Annotated in this window: 10 protein-coding genes; all 10 read left to right on the top strand. The window is 67.6% G+C overall.

Features of this window, described 5'->3' with window-relative positions; translation table 11 throughout:
- Positions 1 to 598 precede the first annotated feature (598 nt).
- Positions 599 to 1,270 carry a response regulator transcription factor gene (locus AC6LKD_RS31450; RefSeq protein WP_013391371.1) on the top strand — a complete coding sequence of 224 codons (672 nt, stop codon included), beginning with the start codon at positions 599 to 601 and terminating at the stop codon, positions 1,268 to 1,270.
- On the top strand, positions 1,257 to 3,743 hold the full coding sequence (locus AC6LKD_RS31445) for a sensor histidine kinase (RefSeq protein ID WP_498118443.1): 2,487 nt from the start codon (positions 1,257 to 1,259) through the stop codon (positions 3,741 to 3,743). Before AC6LKD_RS31450 ends, AC6LKD_RS31445 begins: the two co-directional genes overlap by 14 nt.
- Before the next feature lie 152 nt (positions 3,744 to 3,895).
- Complete coding sequence (locus AC6LKD_RS31440; protein ID WP_013391369.1) at positions 3,896 to 4,993, top strand: ABC transporter substrate-binding protein; 1,098 nt, start codon at positions 3,896 to 3,898, stop codon at positions 4,991 to 4,993.
- 149 nt (positions 4,994 to 5,142) lie between these two features.
- Positions 5,143 to 6,915 (top strand): ABC transporter permease, encoded by a 1,773-nt coding sequence (locus tag AC6LKD_RS31435; RefSeq protein WP_013391368.1) that lies wholly within the window; start codon positions 5,143 to 5,145, stop codon positions 6,913 to 6,915.
- Positions 6,908 to 7,996, top strand: a complete 1,089-nt coding sequence (locus AC6LKD_RS31430) for an ABC transporter ATP-binding protein (protein WP_492277205.1) — start codon at positions 6,908 to 6,910, stop codon at positions 7,994 to 7,996. The genes AC6LKD_RS31435 and AC6LKD_RS31430 overlap by 8 nt, the downstream gene beginning before the upstream one ends.
- A 129-nt stretch (positions 7,997 to 8,125) precedes the next feature.
- Positions 8,126 to 9,025: a TonB family protein gene (locus tag AC6LKD_RS31425; RefSeq protein WP_013391366.1), complete on the top strand. Its 900-nt coding sequence runs from the start codon at positions 8,126 to 8,128 to the stop codon at positions 9,023 to 9,025.
- The gene (gene aroE / locus AC6LKD_RS31420) at positions 9,022 to 9,885 is read left to right on the top strand and encodes a shikimate dehydrogenase (RefSeq protein WP_498118442.1); all 864 of its coding nucleotides are present in this window, start codon (positions 9,022 to 9,024) and stop codon (positions 9,883 to 9,885) included. The genes AC6LKD_RS31425 and aroE overlap by 4 nt, the downstream gene beginning before the upstream one ends.
- A gap of 5 nt (positions 9,886 to 9,890) precedes the next feature.
- On the top strand, positions 9,891 to 10,613 hold the full coding sequence (gene mtgA, locus AC6LKD_RS31415; RefSeq protein WP_013391364.1) for a monofunctional biosynthetic peptidoglycan transglycosylase: 723 nt from the start codon (positions 9,891 to 9,893) through the stop codon (positions 10,611 to 10,613).
- Between the two features lie 79 nt (positions 10,614 to 10,692).
- Entirely contained in the window at positions 10,693 to 11,871 is a 1,179-nt protein-coding gene (lptG, locus tag AC6LKD_RS31410) for an LPS export ABC transporter permease LptG (protein WP_498118441.1), read from the top strand.
- Entirely contained in the window at positions 11,868 to 12,701 is an 834-nt protein-coding gene (locus AC6LKD_RS31405) for a symmetrical bis(5'-nucleosyl)-tetraphosphatase (protein ID WP_498118440.1), read from the top strand. The genes lptG and AC6LKD_RS31405 overlap by 4 nt, the downstream gene beginning before the upstream one ends.
- Positions 12,702 to 13,048 lie beyond the last annotated feature (347 nt).

The following is a 13,048-nucleotide window of genomic DNA, read 5'->3' as shown; positions in this document are numbered from 1 at the left end:
GGGCAGCCGCTTACGCATGCAGATCCGGACGCGCGCCACCCATCCGGCGCCCGCGTTGAGTGACGATTACTGGCCGACCCGCGCACTTGGCCATCACCCCAAAAAGCGCCCTACCAAACTCAGTCCCGATTCTCGATTGCCATAAGCATCACCACGAGAACACCCCACCACCAGCGCGCAGCGCCATCGCGCGACGCAAGACACCGCGTAAGCCCCAAAAGGCCGCCCGCGCGGCCGGCCTGGGGCGGGCCCCGCAAGACACGCCAACACCCACTATCCGTGGCAAGAACGCCAAGCACACCACCCGCCCCAGCGCCCGTAAAGATTCAACCAGCCTAGCCTGTCGCGTCGGCGGCCTGCGGGGCGCGGGGCGTCGATAAGCCCGAGGGAATCGGAAGGGAAGGCCGAAGGCCTGGACGACGATGACGACGGGGAAGTCCGGAGCGAACGCTCCGGACCGCAATCGTTGCCCCGCGCCCCGCAGGCCGCCGACGCGACAGGCGCCTTAAGAACCACGCCCGCGCCCGCATCAAGACCCACAGAACCCTCACACCCCTTTACACTCCCCCGAAAGCCACAAAAGACACGGAGACAACACATGCGCATTTTGCTGGTCGAGGACAATCTCGATCTCGGCGATGCCGTGGAAAGCAAGCTGCGTTTCGCCGGCCACAGCGTGCAATGGGTGCGCGACGGCGTGGCGGCGTTGCGTTGGGGCCTGGACGAAACCTGGGATGCCCTGGTGCTGGACATCAACCTGCCCGGCAAGGACGGATTTACCGTTATCCGCGAACTGCGCGCCGCCGGGCTGGAAGCGCCCGTGCTGGTCATGACCGCGCGTTCCGAAATCGAAGACAAGATCGACATGCTGGACCTGGGCGCCGACGACTATCTGGTCAAGCCCTTCGATCTGCGGGAACTCGAAGCCCGGCTGCGCGCACTGATGCGCCGCCCCGCCGGCCAGACCAGCAGCCTCACCGTCTATGGCAACCTCAGCCTGGACCTCGCCAACCGCAACGTCAGCGTGGCCGGCGCGCCGCTGGAGTTGGGACGGCGTGAATTCCGCCTGCTGGAGATCCTGCTCGGCAAGCTGGGCCAGACCGTCGCCAAGGAACGGCTGATGAACCAGCTGTTCGACCTGGACGACGGCACGCTCAATGCGCTGGAGCTGCTGATATCGCGGCTGCGCAAGAAGCTGGCGGGCGCCTCGATCGATATCGTCACTGTGCGCGGCGTCGGCTATCAGGCCCGCAGCCATGAACAACCCTGAAAATTTCTCCATCCGCCGCCGCGTCTTCGCGCTGGGCGTGCTGCTGCTGGCCTGCGCGCTGATCGGACTGGTGTTCTTCCTGCGCGGCTACGCGCAGCGCGCGGCGGAACAGGCTTTCGACCGGCTGCTGGCGGCCTCGGCGCTGACCATTGCCGGTTCCGTGCAGATCGAGGACAACAACGTCACCGTCGAGCCGCCGGTGTCCTCGCTGGCCATGCTGTCCGGCGGCGAACGCGTGTTCTACGAGGCCCGCACTTCCAACGGCCGCCTCATCACCGGCTACGACGACCTGGCGCCCGGCCTGCCGCTGGCGCAGTCGGCCACGCCGGTATTCGCCTACCTGCGCTATCACGACGAACCCGTACGCGTTGCCACGGTGGGTCGGCTGGTGTCGGCCAGCCAGCATGCGGGCTGGGTCACGGTGCGCGTGGCCGAGACGCTGGGATCGCGCGAGGCGCTGGCCGACGAGATCCTGGGACGCACCGCGCTGCCGCTGGTGGTGGTGTCGCTGGTGGCGCTGGGCCTGCTGTGGTTCGGCGTGCAGCGCGCCTTCGCGCCGCTGGGCGTGGTGGAGCGGGAATTGCGCAGCCGCGCGCCGGACGATCTGGCGCCGCTGGTCACGCCCGTGCCGCGCGAGGTGCGACGGCTGGTCGAGGCCTTGAACGCCTTCATGCAGCGCCTGTCCGGCGTCATGGGCACGCTCAACACCCTGGTGGCGGACGCCGCGCACCAGGTGCGCACGCCGCTGGCCTCGCTGCGCGCGCAGGCGGAAGTGGCGCTGGACGAAACCGATCCGCAGCGGCTGCATGCGCGCCTCGAACGCATCCACCTGAACGCCACGCATGCCAGCCAGCTGATCAACCAGTTGCTGATGGACGCCACCATCACCCATCGCCTGGGCAAAGGCTCGCGCACCCTGGTGGGCGTGGCCGAGACCGTCAACGAAACGCGGCGCCGCATCGGCCCGCTGGAGGCACAGCGCCTGCGCATCGAGATCGCGCCCGAGGTCCGCCGCGCCCGCATCGCCGGCGACCGGGTCGCCTTGCGCGAGATGCTGCGCAACCTGGTGGACAACGCCCTGCGCTATGCACCCGACGGCCCCGTGGACATCCAGGCCACGCCCGTGGCGGGCTTCCGCGTGGCGCTGACCGTGTCCGACCGCGGCCCGGGCGTGGCCGACGACGAGAAAGAAGCCGTGCAGCAGCGCTTCACCCGCGGCCGGGCCGGCGAAACGCTGCCCGGATCCGGGCTGGGGCTGTCCATCGTGCGCTCGGTCGCCGTCGCCCACGGCGGCTCGCTGTGGCTGCAGGACCGCCCGGGCGGTGGCCTGACGGCACGCGTGATCCTGCCGCTGGCGCGCTCCGCACCGGGGCGCGCGGCCGCCGCCTGCCTGGGCGCGCTGTGCCTGGCGGGCCTGCTGCTGGCCTCATCCTCCAACGACGCGCGCGCCGCCGACATCCCGCAAATCGTCACCCGCTATCCCGCGCCGCAACCCACGTCCCGCGTCCTGACCATCGCCGGCCCGACGGATACGCCGGTGGTTGCACCGCTGATCCAGGGCTTCCAGTCGCAACGGCCGGACGTGACCGTGGTGTACCGCGAGATGGGCAGCCGCGAACTCTACGAGGCCGCCATCGCCGGGCAGTTGAAGGACGTGGACGTGCTGATGAGCTCGGCCTCGGACCTGCAGATCCGGCTGGCCAACGACGGCTATGCGCTGAGCTATTCCTCGCCCTATGCCGCCAAGCTGCCGTCCTGGGCCATCTGGCGCCACGAGGTATATGGCTTCACCTTCGAGCCGGCCGTCATCGTCTACAACCCCAAGCGCTATACCGAAGCCACCGTGCCGCGTTCGCGCCAGGATCTGCTGCGCCTGCTGGAACGCGACTCCGCCAAGCTGCGCGGCCGCATCGGCACCTACGACATCGCGGCCAGCAGCGTGGGCTATCTGCTGGCCGAACAGGACGAGCTGGTGTCGTCGAACTTCTGGGGACTGGCCAATGCCATGGGCCAGGCCGGCGTGCGCCTGTCGGCCACCAGCGCCGAGATCCTGGACGCGATCGAGCACGATCAGATCGACATCGGCTACAACATCCTCGGCTCCTACGCGCTGTCGCGGCAGGCGGCGGGCGCAGCCATCGGCGTGGTCTTTCCGCAGGACTACGTGCTGGTGCTGGCGCGTTCGGTGCTGATCGCGCGCAAGGCGCCCAGCCCGGAACTGGGCCGCGCGCTGGTGGACTGGCTGCTTTCGCCGGCCGGCCAGCAAGTGGCGTCCAGCCATGCGGCACTGGGCTCCATCATGGAGGACACGCCTGGCCGCTGGACCTCCGAAGCGGTGCTGGCGCGTTCGCAAGGCATCGTGCAGCCGGTGGTGCTGAGCCCCGCCCTGCTGGTCGGACTGGACCAGCGCCGCCATTCGCGCTTCGTGCAGAACTGGATCCGGCTGGTGACGGACACGCCCGCGCGGCCGTGACGGCTGCGGGCGCGCGGCGTCCTTGCCAGCAAGGGATTTCCCCTAGGCGCGACCTGTCGCCATGACAGGACGGCGACAGACGCCGGCTCCTAAGATGCCCGCAAGCTGGACACGGATCCCGCTCGTACCAATAACTCATCGGAGACACACCCATGCTTGCCAAGTCCCAACTGGCGGCCGCCTGCGCCGCTGCATTCGCCCTCGCCGCCGGCAGCGCCTTTGCACAGCAAGTGCCGGCCGGCTATCCGGCCGACTACCAGAAGATCCTGGACGGCGCCAAGAAGGAAGGCAAGGTCGTCATCTATTCGACCACCGACACCAAGGCTGCCGGCCCCGTCATCAAGGGCTTCGAAGCGCTGTATCCGGGCATCAAGGTCGAATACAACGACATGAACAGCACCGAGCTCTACAACCGCTACATCAGCGAGCAGGCCGCGGGCGGCACCAGCGGCGACATCGTCTGGAGCTCGTCGATGGACTCGGCGCTGAAGCTGGCCAGCGACTACGCCCTGCAGTACAAGTCGCCGGAAGTCGGCAAGCTGCCGGCCTGGGCAGTGTGGAAGGATTCGGCCTACGGCACCACCTACGAGCCGGCCGTGTTCATCTACAACAAGCGCCTGATCCCCGCCGCCGAAGTGCCGACCACGCACGGCGCGCTGGCCAAGCTGATCGCGAGCCAGCCGGACAAGTTCAAGAACAAGGTCACCACCTACGACATCGAGAAGTCGGCCGTGGGCTTCATGCTGGCGGTGCAGGACAAGGTCAACGATCCCAAGTACTTCGAGACGCTCAAGGGCATCGCCGCAGGCGGCCTGATCGTGCAATCGTCCACCGGCACCATGATGGAGCGCGTGTCGTCCGGCGAAAACCTGATCGGCTACAACATTCTGGGCTCGTACGCCGAAACCCGCGCCAAGAACGACCCGTCGCTGGGCGTGGCCTATCCCACCGATTACGCGCTGGTCCTGTCGCGCGTCGCGTTCATCAGCAAGAAGGCCAAGAACCGCAACGCCGCCAAGCTGTGGATGGACTACCTGCTGTCCCAGAAGGGCCAGACGATCCTGGCGAATCAGGCCGATCTGGCCTCGGTGCGCGACGACATCGAAGGCGACAACGACGTGGACGGCATGACCAAGAAGCTGGGCGCCTCGCTCAAGCCGATTCCGGTCAACGAAACCCTGCTGGACTACCTGGAGCAGAACAAGCGCCTGCAGTTCATCAAGGATTGGCGCGCCGCGGCAGGCAAGTAATGCCGCGCGGCCCGGAACGATGCAACGGTTCCGGATCGCCTTGCGCGTAGGGGACGGCGGCGCGCCGCCGTCCGCCTGACCGCCGCCGGGGCGGTCGCCTCCGACCCGGCCGCGCGACCTTCGCGCCATTCAAGAACACAGGATTCCCCATGCAGTCATTGCGCTCGAAATGGCAGTCCCTGCCCCGCGGCGTGGTGGTGCTGATCACGGCTTTGGCGATTTATGTGCCGCTGTCGTTCATCATCATCCAGAGCTTTCTGTCCGCGCCCTTCTTTGCCCCGTCCAAGACCTTCAGCCTGGACGCGTTCCGCTTCATCTTCGCGGACCCCGATTTCTACAAGGCCCTGAAAAGCGGCTTCATCCTGGCCTTCGGCCTGGCCGTCATCGCCATCCCGTTGGGCGGCATGCTGGCCTTCCTGATGATACGCACGGATCTCCCCGGCCGGCGCTGGATCGAGCCGCTGATCCTGGTGCCGGTTTTCGTGTCGCCCATGGTGCTGGGCTTCGGCTATGTGGTGGCCGCGGGCCCCGTGGGCTTTTTCTCGATCTGGGCGCAGAACCTGCTGGGCTTCGTGCCCTGGAACGTCTATTCGCTGACCAGCATCGTCGTCATCGCCGGCCTGACCCACGTACCGCACGCCTACCTGTACATCTCGTCGGCGCTGCGCAGCATGGGCTCCGATGTTGAAGAAGCCGCCCGCGTGGCCGGCGCCTCGCCGCTGCGCGTGATGGTGTCGGTCAGCCTGCCCATGGTGCGTCCGGCCATGCTCTACGCGACCGTGCTGCTGTTCTTCCTGGGCCTGGAAGTGTTCGGCCTGGTGCTGGTGCTGGGCGACCCCGAAGGCAACCTGGTGCTGGCCACCTACCTGTACAAGCTCACCAACAAGCTGGGCATCCCGTCCTATCACCTGATGGCCGCCGTGGCCGTGGTGCTGATCTGCATGACGATCCCGCTGGTGATGCTGCAGCGCCGCCTGATGCGCACCGCCAACCGCTTCGTCACCGTCAAGGGCAAGGCCTCGCGGGCCCGCGCCCTGCCGCTGGGCAAGTGGCGCTGGGTGGCTGGCGCGGTGGTGGCGTTCTGGCTGCTGGTGACCATCGTGGTGCCGCTGCTGGGCGTGCTGCTGCGCGCCTTCGTGTCCAACTGGGGCATGGGCGTGTCGCTGTTCGACGTGCTGTCGCTGGACGCGTTCCGCACCGTGTTCGCGCAGCCCAACCTGATGCGCGCCATCGTCAACTCGGTGGCCATCGGCGTGTTCGGCGGCGCGCTGGCCGTGATGTGCTACATGTTCGTGGGGCTGGCCATGCACCGCAAGCCCGACAACATCACGCGCTTCATGGACTACAGCGTGCTGGTGCCGCGCGCCGTGCCTGGCCTCTTGGCCGGCCTGGCGTTCCTGTGGGTGTTCCTGTTCGTGCCGATGTGGCTGGACAATGCCCTGGACGAAGGCGGCTGGCTGTCGGCCCTGCCCTTCGCGGAATGGCTGCGCGAGAACTTCATCGAATGGCTGCGCGCCATGCGCAGCACCATCTTCAGCGTGTGGCTGGCCTACACGGTGGTATGGATGGCGTATGGCCTGCGGCTGATCTCCTCGACCCTGCTGCAGGTAGGCCCCGAACTGGAAGAGGCCGCCCGCAGCGCCGGCGCGCGCCGCGGCCAGGTCACCCGCCACGTCACGGTGCCGCTGGCCAAGTACGGCCTGATCGGTTCCTGGCTGCTGATGTTCCTGATCTTCGAGCGCGAGTACTCCACCGGCGTCTACCTGCTGTCGCCCGGCACCGAGACCATCGGCTCCATGCTGGTGTCGCTGTGGGCCTCGGGCGCCATCGACATCGTGGCCGCGCTTTCCTTCATCAATATCGTTCTGGTCGTGATCGGCCTGGGCATCGCCCTGCGATTCGGAGTCAAACTTCATGATTGAGCTTTCTGTAGAAGACCTGCACCTGGATTACGGCGACAACCCGGTGCTCAAGGGCGTGTCGATGCAGCTGCGCCAGGGCGAAGTGGTGTCGCTGCTGGGCCCCTCGGGCAGCGGCAAGACCACCCTGCTGCGCGCCGTGGCCGGCCTGGAAGGCCCCAAGCGCGGCCGCATCACCATCGGCGACCGCGTCGTGTACGACGGCGCGGCGAAGAAGGAGATTCCCGCCGAGGAGCGCAACCTGGGCCTGGTGTTCCAGTCCTATGCGCTGTGGCCGCACAAGACCGTGTTCGAGAACGTGGCTTACCCGCTGAAGCTGCGCAAGGTGCCCGGCGCCGAGGTGCGCGAACGGGTGCAGGCGGTGCTGGACCAACTGGGCCTGGGCAAGCTGGGCCAGCGCCATCCGCACGCCCTGTCCGGCGGCCAGCAGCAGCGCGTGGCCATCGGCCGGGCGCTGGTGTACAGCCCGCCCGTGATCCTGCTGGATGAGCCGCTGTCCAACCTGGACGCCAAGCTGCGCGAAGAGGCCCGCGCCTTCCTGCGCGAGCTGATCATCCGCCTGGGCCTGTCGGCGCTGATGGTGACGCATGACCAGAGCGAAGCCATGGCGATTTCGGACCGCATCCTGCTGCTGAACAACGGCAAGATCGAACAGCAGGGCACGCCGCAAGAGATGTACGGGTCCCCCTCCACGCTGTTCACCGCTGAATTCATGGGCAGCAACAATCGCCTGGACGGCAAGGTGACCGAAGTGCGCGACGGCCAGGCCCGCATCGAGGGCCGCGGCTTCTCTGTGTGGGGCAAGGCCAGCCCGGGCCTGGCCCAGGGCCAGGACGCCACCGCCGTCATCCGGGTGGAGCAGGTGCGCCTGGCGGACGACCCTGACGGCAACCACCTGGACATGCCGCTGCTGACCAGCATGTATCTGGGCGACCGCTGGGAGTACCTGTTCCGTACTCCCGACGCCGACCCGGCCCACACCCTGGCCCTGCGCGCCTATGGCCCCGAAGGTCGCGAACCCGGTCCCTGCCGGCTGGCCCTGCCCGCCAGCAAGGTCTGGGTCTTTCCCCGCACCGCCGCCTGAGGAGCCGCCTGGCGCCCACCCCGGGCGGTTACAAGCCCGGGGCCCAGGGCTCCCGCGCACGTGGCGTAGGCTGTCAGTGTGAACCGCCCCTGGCGCCCGGCGGACCTGGACTCGCTCTACAATGCGCTGGTGCAACGCCTCGCTGATTCCCCTTCCCCGCTGAGCCGTTACCTGCGGTGGCTGGGCGCACCCGCCCAGCATTACCTGCGCATCGGCATCGCAATATCGCTGTTGGTGCACGCCGGCGCCCTGGCGTGGCGCTTTGGCGCGCCCGCGCTCTCGCGCCCGCCGGTCACCAGCCTGGAAGTCGTGCTGCTCAATGCCCGCAGCGAGACGCCCCCGGACACCCCGCGCGCGCAGGCCCAGAACCAGATGAGCGGCGGCGGCAACGCCGAGCGCGGCATGTCCACCACCCCGCTGCCCCGCACCGGCGAATCGGCCGAGACCATCGTGCTTGAAGCCATGCGCCGCCGCCAGGTGCAGCTGGAAGCCGAACAGACCCGCCTGATGACCCAGCTGCGCGCCGCTGACAAAGCCGGGGCCGAGCGCCAGGCCGTCAACCCCTGGCCCGACGGCGCTGACCTGGGCCGCGACGCCGAGGACCAGGCCAGCCTCATCCAGAGCGCTCAGGTGGCCGCGCTGGCGGCGCGAGTCCAGCAGTACAGCGCCGAACCGCGCAAGCAATTCGTGGCCCCCTCCGCCGAGGCCTCGCGCTATGCCGCCTACCTGGACGCCTGGCGCACCCGCATCGAGGCGGTCGGCACCCAGCACTACCCGGACGAGGCGCGCGGCCGCATCTACGGCTCGCTGCGCATCACGGTGTCCGTCCGCGCCGACGGCAGCATCGCCGATGTCGAGATCGACCAACCCTCGCCGCACGCCGTCCTGAATCAGGCGGCCCGCCGCATCGTCCAGCTGGCCGCGCCCTTCCCCCCGTTCCCGCCCGATATCGCGCGCGACACGGACGTGCTGGTCATCACCCGCACCTGGCATTTCGTCAACGACACCCTGGAAACCCAAGCCCCATGACCGAGGCGCCCCCTCTTGCCCGATACGCCGTCATCGGCAACCCCATCGCGCACAGCCGCTCGCCTCAGATCCACGCCATGTTTGCCGAACAGACCGGCAAGCCGCTGCGCTACGACCGCCTGCTGGCGCCGGTGGACGGCTTTGCCGATGCGGTCGCCGCTTTCGTGGCCGAGGGCGGGCTGGGCCTGAATGTGACGGTGCCCTTCAAGCTGGACGCCTACGCCCTGGCCGCCGGCCGCCTGTCCAGCCGCGCCCGCCTGGCCGGCGCGGTCAACACCCTGTCCTGGCGCGACGGCGCCTGGCACGGCTGCAATACCGATGGCGTGGGCCTGGTGTCCGACCTGCTACGCCTGGGCGTGCGCCTCACCGGAGCATCCGTGCTGCTGGTCGGCGCCGGCGGCGCGGCCCGAGGCGTACTGCAGCCCCTGGCCGAGGCCGGCTGCGGCCGCATCCACATCGTCAACCGCACCGCCTCCAAGGCGGAAGAACTGGCCGCCTCCTGGCGCGACAGCGGCGTGTCGCCGCAGACGGCGGTCACGGGCGGCAGCCTGGCGGACGCCGCCCAGGCCGGCGGCTGGAACCTGGTCGTCAACGCCACCGCCAGCGGCCTGCAGAACGCCGCCCCCGACCTGCCCCCCGGCCTCTACGCGGCCGGCGCAGCCGCCTACGACATGATGTACGGCGCCCGGCCCACCGCCTTCATGAAGCAGGCCGAAGCCGACGGCGCCGCCCTGACGGCCGATGGCCTCGGCATGCTGGTAGGCCAGGCAGCCGAAAGCTTCTACATCTGGCATGGCGTGCGTCCCGACCCCGCCCCGGTGCTGGTCGCGCTGCGCGAGGCGCTCCAGGCCGGGCAATAAGCGGCATGGCGACGCGCAAGGGCCGCTCCTGGTTCCGGATCATCAGCGGCGCGCTGATGGCGCTGGTATGCCTGGTGCTGCTCTATCAGTTCTGGCTGTTCGCCCAGGTGGTCTGGTACAACTACCGCCCCCCTGGCAGCAGCGCGATCATGCGCGAGGAACGGTCCCGCCTGAGCGACGGCAACCCCGATTTCGAGCTGAAGTACGAATGGGTGCCCTACGACAAGATCAACCGCAACCTCAAGCGGGCGGTCGTGGCGTCCGAGGACTCCAACTTCACCGAGCACGACGGCGTCGAATGGGATGCCATCCGCAAGGCCTGGGAATACAATCAGAAACAGCAGGACGCCGGCCGCAGCAAAATGCGCGGCGGCTCCACCATCACCCAGCAACTGGCCAAGAACTTGTTCCTGTCCAGTTCCCGCAGCTACATCCGCAAGGGCCAGGAACTCGTCCTGACCTACATGATCGAACATGTCATGAGCAAGGAGCGGATCCTGGAGCTGTATCTGAACGTGGCGGAATGGGGCGAGGGAGTGTTCGGCGCCCAGGCCGCCGCCAAGCATTATTTCAACACCACCGCCGCCAACCTGGGGGCCAGCCAGTCGGCCCGGCTGGCGGCCATGCTGCCCAACCCGCGCTTCTACGACGCCCACCGCAACACCCGGTATCTGAACTCCCGGGTCGGCGTCCTGACGCGGCGGATGCAGATGGTCGAGATTCCCTGACACGGATCCAGCGCTCCGGCCCCACCTTCAGCGGCGGGATTTGTTAAGCTTTCGGGTTTAGGCGTTTCCCCTTTCTTTCATGCGCACCGCACGTCGCTACCTGGCCCGCGAGATCTATCGCTCTTGCGCAGTGGTCCTTATGGCCCTGCTGGGCCTTTTCACGTTCTTCGCGCTGGTGGACGATCTGGACAACGTGGGCGACAAGTTCTCCATGATGGCCCTGCTGTACATGCAGGCCCTGGCGATTCCCACCCGTCTCTATGACCTTCTGCCCATCGGCCTGCTGATCGGCGCCATCCTGGCGCTGGCGGGACTGGCCCAGCGCAACGAACTGGTCATCCTGCGCGTGTCCGGCGTCAGCGGCATGAAGCTGCTGCGCATGCTCTGGATCGTCACGATCCCGCTGATGATAGGCGCGGGCCTGCTGTCCGAGTACGTCACGCCCTGGGCGGAAATCAAATCCGGCGAAGCCAACCTGCTGTTCCGCGGCAAAGCCGGCGGCGACCGCCTCAAGAGCGGCTACTGGTTCAAGGAACCCACCGCCGACGGCGGCACCCGCATCATCAACATCGGCGAACTCAAGGGCGACGGTCAGGTCAGCGCCGTGACCCTCTATGAATTCAAGAAGGACCAGACGCTGTCCGCGCTGTCCACCGCACCGACCGGCCTGTTCACCCAGGGCGACCTGCTGCTCAAGGACGTCACCGAAACGCGCCTGGACGACGAGGCTGCCGAAGCGCTGGCCAACGCGCGTCCGCCCAAGCACCCGCCCGCCACCGTGGTCAAGCTGCCCGAGCGCAATATCGACACCACGCTCAGCGCCGAGCGCCTGCTGGCCCGGGTGCTGACCCCTGAACGCATGTCCATCGCCACGCTGCTGGACTATGTGGATTATTTGCGCAACAACCAGCTGCAATATGGTCGACAGGTCGTCGCCTTGTGGCGCAAACTGGCATATCCGTTCACCCTGCTGGTCATGATCACCATTGCCGCCCCCATCGGCTTGATGCAGACGCGCCGCGGCGGCGTAGGCGCCAAGGTTTTCATCGGCATCCTGTTGGGCGTGGGCTTCTTCATGCTGAACCAGTTGGCCCTGAATGTGGGCATGCTGGGCAAATGGCCGGCCTGGCTGACCGCTCTGGGCCCGAACATCGGCGCCATGATCGTGGCGCTGGGCGCCATGGGCTACATGGAGTACCGCCACACCATCACGCGGATCGTGCAACAACGTTGGCCTTGGAGCAAAAGTCCCGCATGAACGGCAGTATCTGGATGATCGGCGACGTGCAGGGCTGCTGCTCGCCGCTGGATCGCTTGCTGTCCCACCCCGAACTGGTCGGCGATCCCCAGTCGCGTCTTTGGTTCGCCGGTGACCTGGTCAACCGCGGGCCCCAGTCGCTGGAAACCCTGCGCCGCATCATCGACCTGGGCGACCGCGCGACCACAGTGCTGGGTAACCATGACCTGCACCTGCTGGCCACGGCGGCAGGAGTACGCAAGCCTTCCAAATCGGACACGCTCGAGGACGTCCTGCGGGCGCCGGACGCGGTCGACCTGATCAACTGGCTGCGCTTTCGCCCGCTGGCCCATTTTGAACAGAACCATCTGCTGGTCCACGCCGGCACGCTGGCCAAATGGGACGTCGCCAAGACGCTGGCCCTGGCCGGCGAAGTCCAGGACGCCCTGCGCGGACCGAACTGGCAGAAGGCGCTGCAGAAGATGTACGGCAACGAACCGGCCACCTGGAAGGAAGACCACAAGGGCGGCAAGCGCATGCGGGTCATCATCAATGCGCTGACGCGGATCCGCCTGTGCACGCCCAATGGCCACATGGAATTCGCCACCAAGGTGACGCCGGGCGCCTGGCCGACCGGCCTGGTGCCCTGGTTCGACGTGCCCAACCGCGCCACGCGGAACATCACAACCGTGTTCGGGCATTGGTCGACGCTGGGGTTGCTGCTGCGGCCGGATGTAATTTGCCTGGATACGGGGTGCGTGTGGGGCGGGTCGCTGACGGCTTTGCGGTTGCAGGATCGGAAGCTGGTGCAGGTGAAGTGTTCGCAGTTTCAGGATCCGTTGTCTGAGTGACTGCGGTAGCTGGAGCTTGGGCGGGCGAGTAGCTCGCCTTTCTAGGGAACACTGCATTTTGTTCCCACTTGATTGCTTCGTAGGCCGTCCGCCGGCGCGGGTGGCGTGGCGGCGAGCGCCCACGATCGCGGTCCGGAGCGTTCGCTCCGGACTGCCCCTTCGTCATCTTCGTCACCGCCTGCGGCGGTTCCTTCAGATTCCCTCGGGCGCATCGAGGTTGCTCGCCGCCACGCCACCCGCGCCGGCGGACTACGAGTCTTTTGGCTTGTTGCTCTGCTGGAGCTGTGGCCAGGGACGAATCCTGACTTGCCCGTCATGTTTGGCCGCGCGGGCGGCCAAACATGACA

The sequence above is a fragment of the Achromobacter sp. D7-1 genome (assembly GCF_059760445.1).
This window is presented reverse-complemented; position numbering and strand designations above follow the sequence as displayed.